The organism is Nocardia sp. NPDC051981, from assembly GCF_040680715.1.
Classification (GTDB): Bacteria; Actinomycetota; Actinomycetes; order Mycobacteriales; family Mycobacteriaceae; genus Nocardia.
The window spans coordinates 49,854-69,206 of record NZ_JBFAXK010000020.1 but is presented as its reverse complement, the minus strand read 5'-3'; the positions used below and the strand labels follow the sequence as shown (position 1 = coordinate 69,206).

Genomic DNA, 19,353 nt, shown 5'->3' with positions numbered 1-19,353 from the left:
CGACATGCGCGCCCTGAGCCCCTCGGAGCGGTGGTTCTGGATCATCGACCGGATCTCGCCGTCGAATTGCGCTGGGCGCGTGCGGGTTCACGGTCGGGTGTCGGCCCGGCGGCTGGAGGAGGCGGCCGCCGCGCTGGTGGCGGAGTATCCGCTCTTGCGGGTGGGGGTGGTGGACGAGGCGGGCCGGGATCCGTGGTTCCGGGCTTTGCCTGAGCCGCGAATTCCGGTGCGGCGCATGGAGTCGCACGATTCCGAGGCGTGGGTGCGGAAAATCGATGCCGAGATGGCCGATCCCTTCGATACCGCGAAGGGGTTGGCGCGCATTGTCGATATCGCCGTCGGGGCGGGGACCGCGGACGAGTTCCATGACGTCGTGCTCACGATCTCGCACCTCATCGTGGACGGCCGGTCGCTGATGGCGTTGCTGCAGAAGCTGATCGGGCATGCGGCGGGGGCGCGTGCCGGGGTGGCAGAGCGTGCGGAGGTTCCGGCCGCGGATGATCTGATTCCCGCTGGGGCGCGGGGGTGGTGGCGGTGGGCATATACGACGCTGTTCGATCAGGTGGCAGCGCTCGGGCAGCGGCCGCAGCGCGTGGCCGGTGCGCGGGCGGCGCTCCCGGAGCGGCGAACCAGGGTCGTGCACCGGGTGCTCGATCGGGAAGCGCTGGCGGCGTTGGTGACCGACTGCCGGCGCGCCGGAGTCACCGTGCACGGGGCGCTGGCCGCCGCGGCGGCGTCCGCGATCGGCGCCTCGAATTCCGGGGGGAGCGGAATCGCCGGGATCGCGTCGCCCGTGGATTTCCGGGAATTGCTCTCCCCGCGTCCGGCCGACGACGAGCTGGGGATCTATGCGCCGGTGCTCGTCGGATTCGTGCCGTTCGGAGTTCCGCTGTGGACCGCGGCCCGATCGGTGAAGCGCCAACTCGAGCGCGGGGTGCGGCAGCGGCGGCATCTGGCGACGGTGGCGGGCATGCGATTCGGGACGCCCCGGGCGCTGGAATCCGGCCGGCGCCTGGCGGACCTGGTGGATCGGCGGGCGCCGTGGAATGTGTCGGTCACCAATCTGGGACGGGTCGAATTACCGGAAACGGCCGGGACATGGCGGCTTTCGGGGCTGACGCTGGCCGCGTCGAATTCCTGTGTGAGCGTCCTGACGGTGGCGGTCGCGACCGCGCACGGGGAAATGCGCCTCGGGTTCTGCTACGCGGAACCGGTCCTGTCCGAGCGGCGGGCGGCGGATTTCGCGGACGCGATGCTGACCGCGCTGCGCGAGCGCCCGGATCCCTCAGCCGAGCCGCTGCGCCAGCCGGGCGCGTAGCGCGGCCCGGTCGGGCTTGCTGGTGCGCCCGCCGACGGGGATCTCCGCGACCAGCACGATGTCGTCCGGCAGCGCGGAAACATCGATCAGGGACGGTAATTCGCGGCGTAGCCGGTCCTCGATATCGGAGGCGTCCGGGTCCGGCACCACCGCCAGCACGATGCGCTCGTCGCCGATCTCGTCGGGAATGCCGACCATGATGGCCTGCCGCACGCCCTCGACGCCCGCGATGGCCGGTTCGTACAGGCCCGGATAGATATTGGTCTTGCCGCGGATCATCATGTCCTTCTTGCGGCCCATGAGCACCAGGGTGCCGCCCTCGAACCGGGCCAGGTCGCCGGTGGCGATCTCCTTCAGCGGTGGTCCCCCGAGGTAGCCGTGGCACAGATTGGGGCCGGAGAGGATGAGCTCGCCGTCGTCGGCCAGACGCGCGTCCACGCCCTCGACCGGCAGGCCGAGCGGGTCACCGGATCCCTCGAAGGCCAGCTTGTCCGCGCCGGAGGTGATGGCCACCGGCAGGATCTCGGTCATGCCGTAGACGGCCAGCAATTCGGTGTCCGGGAGTGCGGCGCGGGCGCGGCGCAGCAGCGCGGTGGTGACCGGCGCGCCGCCCAGCGAGATTTCCTCCAGGTGCACCGGCGCGACCAGTCGCCCGGCCTCGACGGCGTTCAGCACCACCGCCAGGTCGGCGGGGGTGAAGAAGGCGTGCGTCGCCGTGTCGAGGGTGCGCGCGAAGCCGATCGGGTCGATGTGGGTGCCGAAGCGCGGGTACCGCGGCATGGACCAGCGTGCGCCCTCCAGCACCGCGGGCAGCCCCATCATCAGCTGTTCGGTGTGCAGGTGCGAACCGGGCATGAGGCTGGTGCAGCCCGCCATGGCCGCCAGGCCCGCGCCCAGCGAACCGCGGGTGTGCACAACGGCTTTCGGGTCGGCGGTGGTGCCGGAGGTGAAGACGATGAGCGCCTCGGCGTCGGGGTTCTCGACGGGCGCGTCGAAGGTCGATGTGGTCGCGGGACCCTGCCAGCCGGGCTCGGAACCCACCAGCTGCCGCAGCGGGAGGGCCCCGCGCGGCGTGCCCGGTAGCCACGGCCCGCAGCGGATGTGCCGCACCGGCAGCTGCCCGAACTCCGGCAGCGACAGCCCGAACCGGCGGCCGAACCCGCGCAGCGGCCCGCTCAGCAGGTAGAGCAGCGACTCCGTCGCGGCCCAGCTCGGCTGCACCAATTCGATGCGGCGCGCGAACAATTCGGGCCCGACGCCCGGGTCCACGAACACGATGGTGCCACCCGCCGCGATGGTCCCGAACACCATGACCACGGCGTCCACACAGGGCCGGATCGAGAACAGCATGCGGTCGCCGGTCCGGAAGCCCATGCCGTGCAGGCGTTTCACGACCAGCCGGACGCGGGCGTCGAGTTCGGCGAAGCTGAGCGGCGGTTCGCCGATCATGCCCAGCGCGGGCGCGTCGGGGGTGCGTAGCACCTGCTCGCGGAGCAGCGCGGTGAAATCCTCACCCGCCGAGGGGTATCCAGCGTTCACCGGATGTCCACCAGCTCCGGTTTGTAGCGGTGGTCGGCGTACCAGGCGAGAGTCTTGCGCACACCCCAGGCTCGCACGCGCCGGTTGGAGCCGTACACCCGCATGTCCCGGCGCAGCCCGTAGTCGGTGGTGAGCGTGCGCACGGCGTTCACCAGCGCCCGATCCTCGTGCAGCTCCTCGATGGCGGTGCGCGGGAATCCGCCCGCGGCCTCGTACAGTTCGGCGGTGATGGCCATATTGCAGCCGGGCGTCATGACATACGGGCCCAGGTAGCGCGGATCGCGGTTGCCGGGCCGGAATTTCCCGAACAGGGAGGCCACCTCCAGCGCGACCAGGATGATGGTGCGATCACGCAGCCGCACGCCCTCGTCGGTGCGCGGGATCAGCTGCCCGCTGATCAGCCGCAGCCCCGAGTCGAAGGCGGCCCGGATGCGCGCGGTCCAGTCGGGGGCGGGCAGGCAGTCGGCATCGGTGCGGGCCAGCCGGGTCGCACCGGCCGCGATGGCGTGCCGCATGCCGGTGTCGGCGGCCGCGCCGGTGCCCTTGCGCGGCTCGGTGATCACCTCGACACGCAGACCCGGATGGGCGTCCGCGAAATCGCGCACCACCTTGACGGTGGCGTCGGTGGAGTTGTTGTCCACCACCAGCAGCGTGAAGTCCCGGTCCTGCTGCCCGGCCAGGGCGGACAGCGTGCCGGCGATGCCGTGCTCCTCGTTGTAGGCGGGCACGATCACCCACAGTTCGTTCATGTGGCCTCTCCCGGCGGATTCCTCGCCCCGGCTTACGGTTTCGGCAGGCGGTAGGCGATGGCCGCGGCCGACGGCCCGGCCCCGGCGGCCACGAACAAGGCTACGTCGGCCCGATCGAGCTTGCCGCTGTCGCGGGCCGCCAGATACGCCACGGGGAGTGCCGAGGTGTGCGCGTCGAAGCGCGGGGAGGCGGAGTGCTCGGTGTCGTCGGCGCTGATCGCCTCCGGCGGGATGCCCAGGCGCTCGGCCAGTAGTCCGGGGAATCCGGGGGTGGGCCGCCCGCAGATGAGCACCGTCCGCGCGGGGGGAGCATCGGCCACGTCGAGCGCCTCGGACGCTGCCGAGACCGCGTGGTGCAGCAGCTCTTCCACATCGCCGGTGCGGTTCACGGTGATCGAGGACCGGCCGGTCGAGCCCATCTCCGACAACCGCACGAAGCCCTCCGCGGCGGGCCGCCCGTCGGTGGCGCTGATGTGCAGCGCCCCGAATCCGGCTGTGCCCGGCCGCTTTTCCAGCAGCATGGCCGCGCCCACCGGCTTGATCGGGAACCCCGGCTGCGGCTCGGGGGATTTCGACGGATGCGCGTCACCGGAGACCAGCAGCACCCGGTGCACGGTCGGGGCCTCCAGCAGCGCCTGGCTGACCTGGATGGCATTGAGCATGCCGCAGGCGCCGTTCATCAGGTCGAAGGACAGGCACGGCACATCGCCGCTGCGATACTCCAGCCCGATGCCGGCCTGCTGTTGAATCAGCGCGGACATGGCGGGTTCCACCATGTTCGAGTCGCGATAGACGCCGGTATTGATCAGCGCGTCGATCTGCTCCGGCGTGGCGCCGGCCTCCGCGATGGCCCGGCGTGCCGCGGCCGCCGCCTGCTCGATGGAGCTGCCGCCGCCGATTTCGGTGGTTACGGAAGAAATGACGATTCCCATGCTGCATCACACCCGAAGGTCGCCGAGCGTCACCGACAGAAACCCGGCCACGACGCCGGAAGCCGCGGGCACCATCAGTACTTTCGCCCCGGACGCTATCCGCTGTTGTTTGAGCGCGTCGTGCAATACCACGAAATGCGAGGTGGATGCGGTGTTGCCATAGCGGTCCAGGACCATGAGCGCGGGCGGCACCGGTGCGTCGAATTCGCGTTCGGCGATCTTCGATACCAATTCCACCGCGGGTGCGCTGAATTGATGATGGATCACGTGGTCGTAGCCTTCCGCCGCGAAACTGCTGCCGTTCTCGCGCAGGAAATCCCGCTGCCGGGTGGTCCACAGCAGATACCGGGATTCATTGTGCATCGCCCGGTTGTCGGTGTACAGCGCGATGCCGGAACTGCGATCGCTGGGCATGCCCAGGCACAACTGTGCGAAACCGGCGCTGGTATTGAGTTCGATGTAGTCGATGCCCTCGTCGGCGCTGCCCTCGCTGTCCAGAATGACGGCGGCCGCACCGTCGCCGACGGTCAGCGAGGCGAACTGCGGATCGTATTTCTCGGACATCTCACGCACGGCGGTGTCGGAGATGGGCGTGATGTACTCCCCGGAAACCACCAGCCCGCGTTTCACCATGCCCGCACGAATCATGCGATCCAGCACGAGAACTCCGCTCATCATGCCCGCGCAGGCATTGGAGACGTCGAAGTGGATCGCCCCGGTCGCGCCGAGTTGATTGCGGATCATGAGTGCGAAGGACGGCTCCAAGCAGAATTCGCCGTCGCGAATGCGGGTGATGGAGCAGGAGATGACGATATCCAGATCGGCAGCGTCATAGGACGAATTGTCCAGTGCGGTCCGCGCCGCGGCCAGCGCGACGCTCAGGGAATCCTCGTTCTCGGCGCAACGGCGGCGGTGCCGCACGCCGCTGATGCGCTCCAGGTCGATGGGGGAGTCGATGGCCAGCTGGGCCAGCAACTCCGCGGTCGATATCTCGGTGTCGGGCAGATAGGACCCGACCGCCTCGATTCGTGATCTCACCATGTTCACTCCAAGCAGCCCTCGGTTGCGGGCGACGCTAGCAGTGCCGGTATTTCGGTTTTGAAAAATCTATGATTCAGATCATGTGAGGTGAACTACATTGCGGCACAACACCATTTGACCTACCCGAAGGGGTGACTTCACGAGCGGCGGGCGAAACGTCCCGCCTCGGCCTGATCGCGCGGCTTGACGACAATGGTGTCCAGGTCGACGTGCGGCGGGCGCGAGGCCACGAAGCCCACGATCTCCGCGATGTCCTGCGCGACCAGCGGATCGATGCCCTGGTACACACTCGCCGCGCGCGCGGCGTCGCCACCGAAACGCACCAGCGAGAATTCGGTCTCCACCGCGCCCGGCGCGATCTCGGTCAGCCGCACCGGCTGACCCAGCAGCTCGCCCCGCAGCGTCCGGTGCAGCACCGCCTGCGCATGCTTGGCCGAGGTGTAGCCGGAGCCGTTGTCGTAGGTGGAGAACGCGGCCACCGAGGTGATGGTGACGATCAGGCCGTCACCGGAGGCGATCAGCTTGGGCAGCAACGACTTCGTGAGCCGCAGCGTGCCCAGCACATTGGTCTCCCACATCCAGCGCCAGTCGTCCAGATCCGCCTCGAGCACCGGGGCCAGGCCCTTCGCGCCGCCGGCATTGTTGACCAGCACATCGCAGCGCTCGACGGCCTCGGTGAAGGCGCGCACCGACTCCTCGTCGGTCACGTCCAGCGGCAGCGCGGTCCCGCCGATCTCCGCTGCCAGCTGCTCCAGCCGATCGACCCGGCGGGCGCCGACGTACACGTGGTACCCCTGCTTGGCGAGTTCGCGGGCGGTTGCCTCGCCGATACCCGAACTGGCTCCGGTCACCACAGCGGTACGAGTGCTCATGTCCCTGAGCTTAGGCAGGGCGTGTCGCCGGTGCGTCGCGGGTGGTTAGCCTCACTCCTATGGCGATTCGGGAAGTAGCAAGCGCGGACGGCACGACCATCGTTTACCGGGTGACCGGTCCGGAGGAGGCCCGGCCGCTCGTGCTCCTGCACGGCTGGTCCGGAAACCTGCACTGCTGGGGGCAGGCCGCCGACCTGCTCGCCGAGCAATTCCGGGTGATCGCCGTCGACCTGCGCGGCCACGGCTACTCCGACGCTCCCGAGGCCGGATACGACGACCCGAAGAACTGGGCAGCCGATATCGCCGCGGTGCTCGCCGCCGAGGACATCTCCTCCGGCGCGATCCTGCTGGGCTGGTCCTACGGCGGCATCGTGCTGTCCGATTACCTGACCGCCTACGGGACCGGCGCGATCGCGGGCGTCGTCTACACCGGTTCACAGGCCAATATCGGCCGCGGCGTCCAGGGCGCGGAGACCGGTCCGGGCATGAGCAAGGCCATCCCCGACGTCTTCGACGAGAGCGCGGGCAAGGCCATGCGCGGTTTCGCCGCCTTCGGCAATGCCAATACCGGGCCCGGCCGCGACAAGGGCGTGGACGCCCAGCGCCTGTTCGGCGGCAGCATCGCCACGCTGCCCCGGGTGCGCAAGGCCCTGTTCTATCGCACCGTCGACAACACCGAGACCCTGCGCGGCCTGGACGTGCCGGTGCTGGTGCTGCACGGCACCGCCGATCCGGTCGTGCCGATCGAGAACGGCCGCTACATCGCCGGCACCGCGCCGGACGTGCGGACCTCCTACTGGGAGGGCGCGCAGCACGGCCTCTTCATCGAGGATCCCGGCCGGTTCGTGACGGAGATCACCAATTTCGTTGAGGCGCTGGGGTAATCGCGCGTCGCGGGAGTTCGGGGGCGGAGGCCGCGAGCGCCTCATGCGAGTTGTGACCGACCTCACTTGGGAAGGTAACCCGTGCATGGGGTGTTACTACCCCCGTGCACACTGGAGTGGTGAGTCAGCGCCTGGACCTACGGCCCAATCGGATTGCCGTGCTATCGGTGCATACCTCACCACTCGCCCAACCCGGGACCGGCGACGCGGGCGGCATGAACGTCTACGTGCTGCAGACCGCCATCGAACTGGCCCGTCGCGGCACCGAGGTCGAGATCTTCACCCGGGCAACCTCCTCCAATGACGAACCGGTCGTCGAGGCCGCGCCGGGCGTACTGGTCCGCACGGTGGCCGCCGGGCCCTTCGAGGGGCTCGACAAGCACGATCTGCCCACCCAGCTGTGCCCCTTCGCCGCCGAGGTGCTGCGCACCGAGGCCCGCAATCTGCCCGGCCACTACGACCTCATCCACTCGCACTACTGGCTCTCCGGCCAGGTCGGCTGGCTGGCCCGCGACCGCTGGCGGGTGCCCATGGTGCACACCGCCCACACCCTGGCCGCGGTCAAGAACGCCTACCTCGCCGAGGGCGACTGCCCCGAGCCCGCGGTCCGCGAGATCGGTGAGAAGCAGATCGTCGCCGAGGCCGACCGGCTGGTCGCCAATACCGCCGACGAGGCCCGGCAGCTGATCGAGCTGTACGGCGCGGACCCCGACCACATCGATGTCGCCCTGCCAGGCGCCGACCTGACCCGCTACCAGCCCGGCGACAAACTCGCCGCCCGCCGCGAACTCGGCCTGCCCGCGCACGAGCGCATCGTCGCCTTCATCGGGCGCATCCAGCCGCTCAAGGCCCCCGACGTGCTGGTGCGCGCGGCCGCCCAGGTGCTGGCCGAGGAGGCCGCCATGCCGACCCCGCCGCAACGCCCGCTGCGCGTGGTGATCGTGGGCGGCCCGTCCGGCAGCGGACTGAAGAAACCCGAGGCCCTGATCGAACTGGCTGCGGCCCTGGGCATTTCGGACCGGGTCACCTTCCTGCCGCCCCAGCCCGCGCACCGGCTGGTGCAGGTCTACCGGGCCGCCGACCTGGTGGCCGTGCCCAGCTACAACGAATCCTTCGGCCTGGTCGCCATCGAGGCGCAGGCCAGTGGCACCCCCGTGCTCGCCGCCGATGTGGGCGGGCTGAGCACCGCCGTCCACAACGGCGTCTCCGGCCTGCTGGTCCCCGGCCACCAGACCGGCGACTGGGCCGCCGCCCTGCATTCGCTGCTCGACGATCCGTCCAAGCTCGAGGACATGGGCCGGGCCGCGGTCGGGCACGCCGCCAACTTCTCCTGGGCGCACACGGCCGAGGCGCTGCTCGACAGCTATGCCGCCGCACTCGCCCAGGCGCCGGCCATCCGGCCGCACAGCGGTAACCTGCACACAGACAGCAATCACGCCAGATCGCTGGCGCTATGGCGGCGTCGGATGGGAGCAGTACGCAGATGAGCGAGGCGGACCGTATCGAGGAGTGGACGCCTCGCCCGCATGCCAGCACCGGCGGCCTGAACGACGAAACCGCCCGCGCCACCGCGCAACTCATCGACGAGACGCTGCGCGAACGCGAGATCGAGTACACCCGCGCAGCCCCCGACCTGTTCGTGGTGGTGCTCCCCGGTGAACGCAAGCTCAAGACCGTCATCGGCGTCAGCGTCGGCAAGCACGGCGTCCGCATGGAGTCCTTCGTCTGCCGCAAGCCCGACGAGAACTTCGAGGGCGTCTACAAATTCCTGCTTCGCCGCAACCGCCGCCTCTACGGCGTGGCCTACACCATCGACCGCGTCGGCGACATCTACCTGGTCGGCCGCATGTCCAACGACCGCGTCACCCCCGACGAACTCGACCGCTGGCTCGGCCAGATCCTCGAGGCCGTCGACGCCGACTTCAATACCCTCCTCGAACTCGGCTTCGCCGAATCCATTCGCAAGGAATGGAAATGGCGGGTCGCCCGCGGCGAATCCCTCGCGAACCTCCGCGCCTTCGAACACCTGGTAGACAGCGCTGACTGCCTCCCCGGGACTTCAGCGCACGGCTGAGGGCCGTCGGCGCCGGGAACGCGTGCCGGAGGCTGGGAGCCGAACCGATTTCGGACGTCCCCGACGAGTTACCCCGACCGTTACGAAATCAGTCGTTACCTCGGCATACGGAGAACGAGCTCCGTGCGCGAGAATCGGCCGGGCCATCGGGACACGGAAGCGCACAGGAGGCGGTCGGCGATGACGGTAGTGGCGCTGGATATCGGAGCGACCAAATTCGCTGCGGCGACCGTGGATTCGGATGGGGTGGCGGGGGAACCGCGGCGGATCGCGGTGCCGGAATCCGGCGTGTGGGATGCCTGCCGGGCATTGCTGACCGATGTCGCCGGGGATGCCCGAATCAGTGCGGTGGGCATCGGGTCGGCCGGGCCGGTGGATGTGGGTGCCGGAGTTTGCGGGCCGCTCAATATTCCGGAGTGGGCAGAGGGATTTCCGATCGTGGATGCGGTGCGGAAACTGTTTCCGGAGGCCGAGATTCGGTTCGCCATCGACGGTGTGTGCCTGGTGCTGGCCGAGCAGCGGTTCGGGGCTGCGCGCGGGGTGCCGAATGTGCTCGCCATGACCGTTTCGTCGGGAATTGGTGGCGGCATCATCTCCGATGACCGGGTTGTCATGGGACGCACCGGAAATGGCGGGCACGTCGGTCATATCGTCGTACCCGGTCAGGACGAGCCCTGCGCGTGTGGTGGATTCGGTTGTGTGGAAGCCGTGGCGAGTGGCAAATCCGCGGTGCGCTGGGCGCGGCGGCAGGGCTGGACCGGAACGACCGGTGTGGAGCTCGCGGCCGCGGCGCACGCGGGGGAGCCGATCGCGGTGGCCGCCCTCGAGCGCGCGGGCACCGCGATCGGGACGGCTGTCGCCTCGGCCGCCGCTCTGCTCGACACCGATCTCGTGGTCATCGGGGGCGGCTTCGCGCAATCCGGCGAACCGCTGTGGGGTCCGCTGCGGACCGCCGCCGCGGCACACGCGCGGCTGAAGTTCTTGCGCGGACTGCGCGTGGTGCCGTCCGAATTGACCGATCAGGCCACCCTGCAGGGTGCCGCGATTCTCGCCCTCGGGGCCGCGAATGCAGGCGAAACCCCGCGTGGGAGGATGACCTCATGACGTACACCCTCGTGTTGCTGCGCCACGGCGAGAGCGAATGGAATGCCCTGAACCTGTTCACCGGTTGGGTGGACGTTCGTCTCACCGACAAGGGTGTCGCGGAAGGCAAGCGTGCCGGTGAATTGCTCGCCGAGCACGGGATTTTGCCGGATATCGTCTACACCTCGCTGCTGCGCCGTGCCATCAGCACCGCCAACAATGCCCTCGACGCCTGCGACCGGCACTGGATTCCGGTGGTCCGCGACTGGCGCCTGAACGAGCGCCACTACGGCGCGCTGCAGGGCAAGAACAAGGCGGAGATCAAGGAGAAGTACGGCAACGACCAGTTCATGCTGTGGCGCCGCAGCTACGACACCCCGCCGCCGCCGATCGAGGTGGACAGCGAGTACAGCCAGGACGGCGACCCGCGCTACGCCGGCATCGAGGTGCCGCGCACCGAGTGCCTCAAGGACGTCGTGGCCCGCATGGTTCCCTACTGGGAGGACACCATCGCGGCCGATGTGCGCTCGGGCAAGACGGTTCTCGTTGCCGCGCACGGTAATTCGCTGCGCGCCCTGGTGAAGCACCTGGAGAACATCTCGGACGAGGAGATTTCCGAGCTGAACATCCCCACCGGTATCCCGCTCAAGTACGAGCTGGACGAGAACCTGCGGCCGATCGGCAAGGGCGAATACCTCGACCCCGAGGCCGCCGCGGCGGGCGCCGCAGCCGTGGCCGGCCAGGGCGGCAAGTAATTCGAAACGAAACTCGCGCTGCGACCGGATTATCCGGTCGCAGCGCGTTTTTCATTTCCGGCGAAGGTTTCGCGTCGAAGCCTCGATCGGAATGCCTTATCCACTACTGTGATCCGCGTCTCGCTACGTGAGCGTAGGGTATTTCCCTGCCTCGCAAAAGAATTTGTCGAAGCGTTGCCAGTTTAAATCGGTGTCTGTAACCGGGGTTTGCAACTTACTTCGCAGTAGATATGCTGCTGGGCGTTCGACCATTTGCGAGAGGTAGATCACCTTCGATGAAGCACGCGCTACGGGCCACGGTCTCGGCCGCCGCGGCCGCTCTGCTCCTGCCTGTTGCCGGCATCACCGCCGATGCCGCCATACCCACCGGCCCCGACGGCGGTGCCGCGGGCGCCGAATGGACCACCACCGAGGACGGGCAGCAGCAGTACCCCCACGTCTTCATCGACTGGGACGTCCCGATCACCATGAGCGACGGCACCGTCCTGAAGGCCAATGTCTACCATCCGGCCGACGCCGCGGGTCATCCCATCGACGCCCCGACGCCGACCGTCGTCAATATGACGCCCTACACCAAGCTGGTGTCGAACGTCGCCGACAGCGCCTTCTCCATTCCCGGCCTGTCCGACGCGCTCCTCGACGTCTTCCGCAACATCCACCTCGACGGCACTCCGCTCACCGGCTTCGGTGAACTGCTGAACGCGGCGGGCAACGGCGAACTCCGCAACTTCTCCGTCGACCGCCAGCTCATCAAGTCCGGGTACACGCAGGTCGTCGTGGACGTGCGCGGCACCGGCTTCTCGCAGGGTGAGTGGGACATGCTGCGCGGCCGCGAACAGCAGGACACCGTCGAGGTCATCGACTGGGCGTCCAAACAGGGCTTCAGCAATGGCCGCATCGGTATGAACGGCCTGTCCTACTCGGCCATCAACCAGGTGCAGGCCGCCGAGAAACAGCCGCCCGCGCTGAAGGCCATCTTCCCCATCGTGCCCGGCAGCGACCTCATCGACGACGTGCTCGCGCCCGGCGGCGGCTTCGGCTTCAACTTCATTCCGCTGTGGCTGAGCGCCATCAACGGCCTCAAGTGGGTGCCGGACCTGGCCTCGATCGCCAACGGCGCCTTCGACTTCCAATGGCTGCAGGACCGCGTCAACGATCCCTTCGGCTACCTCGACGTGCTCATGTCGGCCTACACCAGCACGGACATGAACAGCATCGACCCGCGCGTCAAGGACATGCTCAACGGCTTCAGTCAGGAACGCCAGGAGTGGCTGGGCGACCCGGCCAAGATCCAGGTGCCGACCTTCGTGACCGGCGGCTGGCACGACCTGTTCACCTACTCGGAATCCAAGATCTACAACCAGATTCCGCTGCCGCCCGGCCAGAAGCAACTGCTCATGGGCAACACCTACCACGTCACCTCGGGTGCGGATGTCAACCGGGTCGGGGCGCCGCCGCGCCTGGACGTGCTACAGCGCGCCTGGTTCGACAAGTGGCTCAAGGGCATCGACAACGGCATCGATCAGTACGGCCCGGTGACCCTCAAGCAGCAGGGTGGCGGCTGGACCACCCAGGGCGGATTCGGGCCCACCGCACCGGTTTCCGAGGCCGCCGACTACCGCCGCATGTACCTCTCGTCGCAGCGCTCCGGCACCGCGAACAGCGTCTACGACGGCTCGCTCACCGCGGACGCCAATGGCGACACCGACCGGCTCACCGTCGCGCCCGGCCTGTCCACCGTCTGCTCCAATGACGCGGCCCAGGCCACCGCGGGCATCCTGAACCTGGTCGACGCCTGCGCCAAGGACTCCCGCATCGCCGAGACCAACGCGCTCACCTTCACCAGTGCGCCGGTGGCCGCGGCCACCACCGTCTCGGGCCCGATCGCGGTGCACCTCAACACCGTTCAGGACGCCGCCGACGGCTACTGGACGGTCACCGTCAACGACGTCGCCCCCGACGGCCAGTCGACCGTGCTGACCTCCGGCGAACTCATGGCCTCGCTGCGCCAGGTCGACGAGGCCAACAGCACGCGCTCCGCCAACGGCGACTACACCGACCCGCGCGCCTTCACCTCCCTGGACAAGCGCGAGGAGACCGTCCCCGGCGAGGCCACCACCCTCGACATCGCCCTCGGCGGCACCCAGGCCGTCCTGCAGCCGGGCCACCGCCTGCGCGTCGACGTCTTCGCCGGCAACTTCCCCAAGGGCCTGCCCATCCTGCCGATGCTCATCGACACCGGTCTGAAGCCCGAACACCTCCAGCTCGACCCCGATCGGCCGAGCTTCGTGAACATCCCGGTCCGCGGTAACACCGGCTGGTGAATCCGTCCCTCCGGGATCGAAGCCCCGGGTGCGCACAACGGCGTGCACACCCGGGGTTTTGCTTTTCGCCCGCATCGGTGCCGAGGTTCAGGCCTCGCCGAGGATGACGACTTTGCCGGTGACGGTGCCGGATTCGGCGAGGGTGAGCGCCCGAGCGGCCTCCCGCAATGGGATTCGGGCCGCGATCTGGGGGTGCAGCACGCCGCGCTCCGCGAGATCGAGCACCGCGCCGAGGTCCGCGGCGAGCTGGGCCCGGAACCGGGCGAGGCGGCGGCGTCCGGCCCAGATGTTGTAGAAGGACGCATTCCGCCCGTTGGGCAGCGCGTTCCACCACAGCAGCCGGGCGAACAGCTTCAGCACCGGCAGCCGGGAATCGCCCTCCTCGTCCCTGGTGGCCGCGCTGCCGTAGGAGACGAGGGTGCCGCCGGGCGCCAGCAATGCGAAGGAGTCCGCGATGCCGGGACCGCCGACATGATCGAAGACGGCGTCCACCCCGTTCGGCGCGAGCGCCCGCACCTGGGCCGCCACGTCCCCGCGATAGTTCACCGGCAGTGCGCCGAGCGCGGCCACCGCGTCCGCATTGCGCGCCGACGCCGTCCCGATCACCCGGATTCCGGCGGCGCGGGCCAGCTGCACCAGCGTCGAGCCGACGCCCCCGTTCGCCCCGTGCACCAGAATCGTCTGCCCCGCACGGGCCTTCGCCTTCCGGTGCAGCATCTGCCAGGCGGTGATGCCATTGACGACGAAGGTCTCCGCCGCGTCCGCCGCCAGCCCGTCGGGTACCGGCACCAGATCGCCCGCGGGCACGGTGAGGTGACTGCTCCAGCCGCCGGTCTTGGTCAGCGCCGCGACCCGGTGGCCGACCAGGGCCGGATCGACCCCGGCTCCTACCGCGAGCACCTCGCCGACGATGTCGTAGCCGGGCACGAACGGGAACGCGGGCTGGTCGTAGTACTTGCCGCGCCGCATCTGCTGTTCGGCGAAGGACACGCCCGTCGCCTCCATGCGGACCAGCGCCTCGCCGGTGCCCGGCGGCGGCAATTCGCGGTCGGTGACGGTCAGGCCCTCCGGCTCGACGCGTCCCGGCAGCACGACCTCGGTGGCGACGATGTTCGACATCGGTGTGTCCCTCTCAGGTGTGTGATTGGTCAATCACTCTGTGGTTGAAAGAAACGCCCTCGTCGGAGGGCGCGTGAAGGTCAGTTGAAGTGGCGAATTCCGGCGGTCAGGGTGGCGGCCCAGGCGCCCTCGCCGGCATCCAGGCCGAGGGTGGTGATCAGGTGGCACAGCTGTCCGTAGGCCATGAAGTGCTGCACCTGCTCACTCGTTGCGCCGGAACGGGTTTCGGCGAAGGCGGTGATGCGCTGGAGGCCGCGGCGCATGGCCGCGGCGATATCGGGCGTATCGGCCGCGGATAGGGCGTGCACCTGCAGCATGAGCAGGCTCTTGTCCGCGATCAATTCGGCGTAGGCCCCGCCCATTTCGTGCAGCACCCGCTCCGGATCGCCGCCCGGTGTCCGGGCGGCTCCGGTGGCCAGCGCCCTCTCGACCCGCTCGAAACACCGGTCCAGCGCGGCGACGAACAACTCCACCTTGCTGGGGAACAGCTTGAACACGTACGCGGGGGAGATCCCGGCCGTCGCGGCGACGGTGTTGATCGGGGTCCCGTGGAATCCGGTCTTGGCGAATTCGGTGATGGCCGCGTCCAGTACGGCTTCCCGCCGGATGTCCGAAGTCGAGAGTGCGATCCCGCGCCTGTTCATGTGAGTGACCGTACACTCACTCTCGGATTCCCGGCAAGCCATCGGCCTGATCGGCAGCGGCGAAGGCGGACTCCAAGGGCGGGAACATGGCTCGGGCGTCGTGGCCCGCGAACCAGAGGCCGACGACGAAAGCCGAAGTCGCTTCGAGGTATCGGGCCTGGACGAGGCCGCCCGCGTGGACCGGATGCAGCTTCAGGTCCGTGGCCAGGGCGGCCACCGTCGCCATGGCGTTCGGGTCGTCGCCGCACAGCGGAACGGTCAGGGGGCGGCCCTCGAACTCGCGGTGCTGGCCCGCCCAGACCTCGGCCGCAAGCAGATTGAACGCCTTCACCACCCGGGCTCCGGGTGCGGTGGCCGCGATCCGTTCCGCGACAGCGGGTTCGGAGAGGGTGAACCCTCCGCTGTCGGGCGCGAAGGCATTCGTACAGTCGATCAGCGTGCGGCCCGCCAGGGCATGTCGTCCGTCGGTTCCGTCCGCCGCATCCACGCCCGTCGCGTTCGCCGAGTTCGCCGCGGCGAGCACCTCGGCGAGGGCGTCGACCGGGACGGCGAGCAGTGTGACGTCGCCGAAGCGAGCGGCGTCGGTGATGGTGGTGGCTCGTGCGCCGTGGCCGATGACGGCTACTGCCTCGTCGGCGCGGGCCGAAGTGCGTGCACCGAGCGCGATTTCGTGTCCGGCCGCGGCCCAGCCGCCGCCGAGGGCGCGGGCCATCTGTCCGGCTCCGATGATTCCGATTCGCATGTGAACTCCTTGGTCTGGCTTGCGAAATCGACGCTAGGGATTCCGATGCGCACTCCCGGGTGCCCAATGGCGGTGGCAGGCTGGATTCATGACGGCCGAGATCATCGAACCGGTGGAATTCGCGGAGTACGGCGGGCTCGAATCCGATTGCCCCGCGCGGCTGGCCGTGGACGTATTCGGCAATTCGTGGCTGACTGTGATCGTTTACACACTTCGCGAGGGCCCGATGCGCCCGGTGGAGTTGCGGCGGGCGATCGGCGGCATCAGTCAGAAGATGCTCACCCAGACGCTGCGGCGCATGGAACGGATGGGATTGCTGGAACGTCGCCGATACGCGGAAGCCCCACCGCGCGTGGAGTATTCGCTGACTCCGGCGGGCGCGGACCTGCTCATCCCCATCTTCGCGCTGGGGGAGTGGGCGGACCGCCACGGGGACACCGTCCGCACCGCCCTCTACGGCGACGCCGAGGACTGATCCGCGATCGCGAAAGTGGTTGCCGCAAGGGCGCTCAGCGGTCGAGACACGCTGACCGAACATTGCGTAAACGCCGGGCTAACGAGGATGGAAGTGCCCATGACCTGCGTGAAACTTCCAGCACCCGGGGTTTGACCCCGCGTCGGCGACCGTACGATTCAAAGTGTGAGCGTTCCACAGGCCGTGCTTTTGGCAGTCCTGGCGGCCGTAGTCGGACTGGCCGTCGGAGGACTGCTCATTCCGTATGTGAACGCTCGCCAGGAGCGCCTGCGCGCCGTCACCGACACCGGGCTGACCATGTCCCAGGTCCTGGACCTGATCGTGCTCGCCTCCGAGTCCGGCATCGCCGTGGTGGACCAGTACCGGGACGTGGTGCTGGTGAACCCGCGCGCCGAGGAGCTGGGCGTCGTCCACGACCGCCTGCTCGACGAGCGCGCCTGGGCCGCGGTGGAACAGGTGCTGGCCGGCGGCCAGGATGTCGATTTCGAACTCACCGCCAAGATCCCCATGCCGGGCCGCGCCCGCCTCGCTGTCCGAGGGGTTGCTCGGCCGCTCTCGCAGGAGAATACGAACTTCGTGGTCCTGTTCGCGGACGACGACTCCGAGCAGGCCCGCATGGAGGCCACCCGCCGCGACTTCGTCGCCAATGTGAGCCATGAGCTCAAGACCCCGGTCGGCGCCATGAGCCTGTTGGCCGAGGCGTTGCTGGAGTCCGCCGACGATCCGGACTCGGTGCGGCACTTCGGGGAACGCCTGCACGGCGAGGCCCGCCGCATGGGCAAGATGGTGACCGAGCTCATCGCACTGTCCCGCCTGCAGGGCGCGGAACGGCTGCCGGAACTCGAAGCCGTCGACGTCGACACCGTCGTCACCCAGGCCATCGAGCGCTCCCGCAACGTGGCCGAGGCCGCGGGCATCACCGTCTCCACCGACGCCACCAGCGGCCTCGAGGTGCTCGGCGACCAGACCCTGCTGGTGACCGCCCTGTCCAACCTGGTCGAGAACGCCATCGCCTACTCCCCGCGCGGCTCGCATGTGTCGGTGAGCCGGGCGCTGCGCGGCGGCTACGTCAATATCGCGGTCACCGATCGCGGCATCGGCATCTCCAAGGAGGACCAGGAGCGCGTCTTCGAGCGTTTCTTCCGGGCCGACAAGGCGCGCTCGCGTGCCACCGGCGGTACCGGCCTCGGTCTGGCTATCGTCAAGCATGTGGCCGCCAACCACAACGGTGAGATCACCCTGTGGAGCAAACTGGGCACCGGATCGACGTTCACCCTGCGTATCCCGGCCCACCCTGCCGATTCCAACGGGCAGGTCGACAAGAGACTTGCCACCGGTGTTCCGGTGGCCAAGAAGGAAAACGGCTCGCGCCCCCTCGGGCGGGCCAGAACCAACGGTGTGGAGGCAACCCGATGACGAGTGTGCTGATCGTCGAGGACGAGGAGTCGCTGGCCGATCCGCTCGCGTTCCTGCTGCGCAAGGAGGGGTTCGAGGTCACCGTGGTGGGTGACGGCCCGGCCGCCCTGGCCGAGTTCGACCGTTCCGGCGCGGACATCGTCCTGCTCGATCTCATGCTCCCCGGCATGAGCGGCACCGACGTGTGCAAGCAACTGCGCGCTCGCGGCAGCGTCCCGGTGATCATGGTGACCGCGCGCGACAGCGAGATCGACAAGGTGGTCGGCCTGGAACTGGGCGCCGACGACTACGTCACCAAGCCCTACTCCTCGCGCGAGCTGATCGCCCGCATCCGGGCCGTGCTGCGCCGCGGCGCCGGCGAGGAACCCGACAACGGCAGCGAGACCAGCGTGCTGGAGGCCGGCCCGGTGCGCATGGACGTGGACCGCCACACCGTCCAGGTGAACGGCAAGGCGGTGACCCTGCCGCTCAAGGAGTTCGACCTGCTCGAATACCTGCTGCGCAATTCGGGTCGCGTGCTCACCCGCGGACAGCTCATCGACCGCGTCTGGGGTGCCGACTACGTCGGCGACACCAAGACCCTCGACGTGCACGTCAAGCGCCTGCGTTCGAAGATCGAGGCCGACCCGGCCAAGCCGGAACACCTGGTCACCGTGCGCGGCCTGGGCTACAAGCTCGAGGCGTAGCCCACCCGGACGACAAAGAACCCGCCCGCTTCGAATTCGCGAAGCGGGCGGGTTCGGCTTACTCCCGACCAAGTCCTTCGTGCGGCCCCCGGCGGTCTCCGCTGCTCAGGCGTTGGGGTCGTTCTTCATGGTGTCGACCCACGCGGGGCCGAGGCCCGGCAGGTCCTGCTTGTCCAGAATGATCCAGCCCAGGCCCGGGTTGTCCTGCTGCATGCAGCCGTACCACGGCACGTCGGCGCCATTGCCCTTGCACGCGATGGTGTGGCTGGTGCCGTACGGGCTGACGATGATCTGCTTGCCGGCATCCTTGGCGCCCAGGGCTGCGGGATCGTTGTACGCGACGAAGTCGGCGGTGCGATCGCTGTACGCATTGGGGTCGGCGTTGTCGGCGAACGCCTGCGGCGCGATGGCGAGAACGGAGCCTGCGGCCAGCGCAGTGGCGGCGAGAGTTTTCTTGATCATGGCCAGGATGTCTAACACGCTCCGGTGAATTCGCAACAGCGGAACGATGTCGCGCATACTTCGGGCTATTCACATCCCGAGGTCATCGGACCGGACGGGATGCGAAATATACTTCTGCGCAGCCTGATTCGTTTGTCGCCCGGCCACACCGGTTGTTCACCTCCCGGACATCCGCGATCGCGTCACATAACGACGCGGGCCGGACTCGGGATGTTCGCGCCCGCCGCGATGTGACGGC

The 19,353-nt window shown here is 68.7% G+C and carries 19 protein-coding genes; 10 read left to right on the top strand and 9 right to left on the bottom strand.

Annotated elements, in window-relative coordinates; genetic code table 11:
- The first annotated feature begins 4 nt into the window (after positions 1–4).
- The gene (locus AB0L60_RS29380) at positions 5–1,318 is read left to right on the top strand and encodes a hypothetical protein (protein ID WP_364620256.1); all 1,314 of its coding nucleotides are present in this window, start codon (positions 5–7) and stop codon (positions 1,316–1,318) included.
- Here AB0L60_RS29380 and AB0L60_RS29375 read toward each other — a convergent pair.
- The 5 genes from AB0L60_RS29375 to AB0L60_RS29355 form a co-directional block, all read right to left on the bottom strand.
- Positions 1,286–2,857: a class I adenylate-forming enzyme family protein gene (locus AB0L60_RS29375; protein WP_364620253.1), complete on the bottom strand. Its 1,572-nt coding sequence runs from the start codon at positions 2,855–2,857 to the stop codon at positions 1,286–1,288. The two genes, AB0L60_RS29380 and AB0L60_RS29375, sit on opposite strands and share 33 nt — an antisense overlap.
- Complete coding sequence (locus tag AB0L60_RS29370; RefSeq protein ID WP_364620250.1) at positions 2,854–3,606, bottom strand: glycosyltransferase; 753 nt, start codon at positions 3,604–3,606, stop codon at positions 2,854–2,856. Before AB0L60_RS29370 ends, AB0L60_RS29375 begins: the two co-directional genes overlap by 4 nt.
- Positions 3,607–3,638: 32 nt before the next feature.
- Entirely contained in the window at positions 3,639–4,538 is a 900-nt protein-coding gene (locus AB0L60_RS29365) for a hypothetical protein (protein WP_364620247.1), read from the bottom strand.
- A 6-nt stretch (positions 4,539–4,544) separates the two neighbouring features.
- On the bottom strand, positions 4,545–5,579 hold the full coding sequence (locus AB0L60_RS29360; protein WP_364620245.1) for a 3-oxoacyl-[acyl-carrier-protein] synthase III C-terminal domain-containing protein: 1,035 nt from the start codon (positions 5,577–5,579) through the stop codon (positions 4,545–4,547).
- Between the two features lie 137 nt (positions 5,580–5,716).
- Entirely contained in the window at positions 5,717–6,451 is a 735-nt protein-coding gene (locus AB0L60_RS29355) for an SDR family NAD(P)-dependent oxidoreductase (protein ID WP_364620242.1), read from the bottom strand.
- Positions 6,452–6,510: 59 nt separating this feature from the next.
- Between AB0L60_RS29355 and AB0L60_RS29350 the strand changes: the two genes are divergently transcribed.
- The 6 genes from AB0L60_RS29350 to AB0L60_RS29325 all read left to right on the top strand — a co-directional run bounded on the left by AB0L60_RS29350 (position 6,511) and on the right by AB0L60_RS29325 (position 13,571).
- Positions 6,511–7,335 carry an alpha/beta hydrolase gene (locus AB0L60_RS29350; protein ID WP_364620239.1) on the top strand — a complete coding sequence of 275 codons (825 nt, stop codon included), beginning with the start codon at positions 6,511–6,513 and terminating at the stop codon, positions 7,333–7,335.
- Between the two features lie 119 nt (positions 7,336–7,454).
- A complete protein-coding gene (gene mshA / locus AB0L60_RS29345) occupies positions 7,455–8,822 on the top strand; it encodes a D-inositol-3-phosphate glycosyltransferase (RefSeq protein WP_364620236.1) in 1,368 nt (455 codons plus the stop codon).
- On the top strand, positions 8,819–9,409 hold the full coding sequence (locus AB0L60_RS29340; RefSeq protein ID WP_364620233.1) for a YbjN domain-containing protein: 591 nt from the start codon (positions 8,819–8,821) through the stop codon (positions 9,407–9,409). Before mshA ends, AB0L60_RS29340 begins: the two co-directional genes overlap by 4 nt.
- Positions 9,410–9,589: 180 nt before the next feature.
- The gene (locus AB0L60_RS29335; protein WP_364620230.1) at positions 9,590–10,513 is read left to right on the top strand and encodes an ROK family protein; all 924 of its coding nucleotides are present in this window, start codon (positions 9,590–9,592) and stop codon (positions 10,511–10,513) included.
- The gene (locus tag AB0L60_RS29330; RefSeq protein ID WP_364620226.1) at positions 10,510–11,247 is read left to right on the top strand and encodes a phosphoglyceromutase; all 738 of its coding nucleotides are present in this window, start codon (positions 10,510–10,512) and stop codon (positions 11,245–11,247) included. The genes AB0L60_RS29335 and AB0L60_RS29330 overlap by 4 nt, the downstream gene beginning before the upstream one ends.
- A gap of 275 nt (positions 11,248–11,522) precedes the next feature.
- Positions 11,523–13,571, top strand: a complete 2,049-nt coding sequence (locus tag AB0L60_RS29325) for a CocE/NonD family hydrolase (RefSeq protein WP_364620222.1) — start codon at positions 11,523–11,525, stop codon at positions 13,569–13,571.
- Between the two features lie 87 nt (positions 13,572–13,658).
- Here AB0L60_RS29325 and AB0L60_RS29320 read toward each other — a convergent pair whose 3' ends face one another.
- From AB0L60_RS29320 to AB0L60_RS29310, 3 genes are all read right to left on the bottom strand, one after another.
- Positions 13,659–14,690, bottom strand: a complete 1,032-nt coding sequence (locus AB0L60_RS29320; RefSeq protein ID WP_364620220.1) for a medium chain dehydrogenase/reductase family protein — start codon at positions 14,688–14,690, stop codon at positions 13,659–13,661.
- 80 nt (positions 14,691–14,770) lie between these two features.
- Entirely contained in the window at positions 14,771–15,334 is a 564-nt protein-coding gene (locus AB0L60_RS29315; protein WP_364620217.1) for a TetR/AcrR family transcriptional regulator, read from the bottom strand.
- A 16-nt stretch (positions 15,335–15,350) separates the two neighbouring features.
- A complete protein-coding gene (locus AB0L60_RS29310; RefSeq protein WP_364620214.1) occupies positions 15,351–16,076 on the bottom strand; it encodes an NAD(P)-binding domain-containing protein in 726 nt (241 codons plus the stop codon).
- A gap of 88 nt (positions 16,077–16,164) precedes the next feature.
- Between AB0L60_RS29310 and AB0L60_RS29305 the strand changes: the two genes are divergently transcribed.
- The 3 genes from AB0L60_RS29305 to AB0L60_RS29295 all read left to right on the top strand — a co-directional run bounded on the left by AB0L60_RS29305 (position 16,165) and on the right by AB0L60_RS29295 (position 18,653).
- Positions 16,165–16,551, top strand: coding sequence for a helix-turn-helix domain-containing protein (locus tag AB0L60_RS29305; RefSeq protein WP_364620212.1), 387 nt, complete (start codon positions 16,165–16,167; stop codon positions 16,549–16,551).
- 165 nt (positions 16,552–16,716) lie between these two features.
- Entirely contained in the window at positions 16,717–17,967 is a 1,251-nt protein-coding gene (locus tag AB0L60_RS29300; protein ID WP_364620210.1) for an ATP-binding protein, read from the top strand.
- The gene (locus AB0L60_RS29295; protein ID WP_154790977.1) at positions 17,964–18,653 is read left to right on the top strand and encodes a response regulator transcription factor; all 690 of its coding nucleotides are present in this window, start codon (positions 17,964–17,966) and stop codon (positions 18,651–18,653) included. Before AB0L60_RS29300 ends, AB0L60_RS29295 begins: the two co-directional genes overlap by 4 nt.
- 105 nt (positions 18,654–18,758) lie before the next feature.
- Here AB0L60_RS29295 and AB0L60_RS29290 read toward each other — a convergent pair whose 3' ends face one another.
- The gene (locus AB0L60_RS29290) at positions 18,759–19,115 is read right to left on the bottom strand and encodes a hypothetical protein (protein ID WP_364620206.1); all 357 of its coding nucleotides are present in this window, start codon (positions 19,113–19,115) and stop codon (positions 18,759–18,761) included.
- Positions 19,116–19,353 lie beyond the last annotated feature (238 nt).

Bases quoted from the DNA above. Each gene is read 5' to 3' on its own strand.
- AB0L60_RS29380 (WP_364620256.1), top strand. From the start codon at position 5: ATGCGCGCCCTGAGCCCCTCGGAGCGGTGGTTCTGGATCATCGACCGG.
- AB0L60_RS29370 (WP_364620250.1), bottom strand. From the start codon at position 3,606: ATGAACGAACTGTGGGTGATCGTGCCCGCCTACAACGAGGAGCACGGC.
- AB0L60_RS29365 (WP_364620247.1), bottom strand. From the start codon at position 4,538: ATGGGAATCGTCATTTCTTCCGTAACCACCGAAATCGGCGGCGGCAGC.
- AB0L60_RS29360 (WP_364620245.1), bottom strand. From the start codon at position 5,579: ATGGTGAGATCACGAATCGAGGCGGTCGGGTCCTATCTGCCCGACACC.
- AB0L60_RS29355 (WP_364620242.1), bottom strand. From the start codon at position 6,451: ATGAGCACTCGTACCGCTGTGGTGACCGGAGCCAGTTCGGGTATCGGC.
- AB0L60_RS29350 (WP_364620239.1), top strand. From the start codon at position 6,511: ATGGCGATTCGGGAAGTAGCAAGCGCGGACGGCACGACCATCGTTTAC.
- AB0L60_RS29340 (WP_364620233.1), top strand. From the start codon at position 8,819: ATGAGCGAGGCGGACCGTATCGAGGAGTGGACGCCTCGCCCGCATGCC.
- AB0L60_RS29335 (WP_364620230.1), top strand. From the start codon at position 9,590: ATGACGGTAGTGGCGCTGGATATCGGAGCGACCAAATTCGCTGCGGCG.
- AB0L60_RS29330 (WP_364620226.1), top strand. From the start codon at position 10,510: ATGACGTACACCCTCGTGTTGCTGCGCCACGGCGAGAGCGAATGGAAT.
- AB0L60_RS29325 (WP_364620222.1), top strand. From the start codon at position 11,523: ATGAAGCACGCGCTACGGGCCACGGTCTCGGCCGCCGCGGCCGCTCTG.
- AB0L60_RS29320 (WP_364620220.1), bottom strand. From the start codon at position 14,690: ATGTCGAACATCGTCGCCACCGAGGTCGTGCTGCCGGGACGCGTCGAG.
- AB0L60_RS29315 (WP_364620217.1), bottom strand. From the start codon at position 15,334: ATGAACAGGCGCGGGATCGCACTCTCGACTTCGGACATCCGGCGGGAA.
- AB0L60_RS29310 (WP_364620214.1), bottom strand. From the start codon at position 16,076: ATGCGAATCGGAATCATCGGAGCCGGACAGATGGCCCGCGCCCTCGGC.
- AB0L60_RS29305 (WP_364620212.1), top strand. From the start codon at position 16,165: ATGACGGCCGAGATCATCGAACCGGTGGAATTCGCGGAGTACGGCGGG.
- AB0L60_RS29295 (WP_154790977.1), top strand. From the start codon at position 17,964: ATGACGAGTGTGCTGATCGTCGAGGACGAGGAGTCGCTGGCCGATCCG.
- AB0L60_RS29290 (WP_364620206.1), bottom strand. From the start codon at position 19,115: ATGATCAAGAAAACTCTCGCCGCCACTGCGCTGGCCGCAGGCTCCGTT.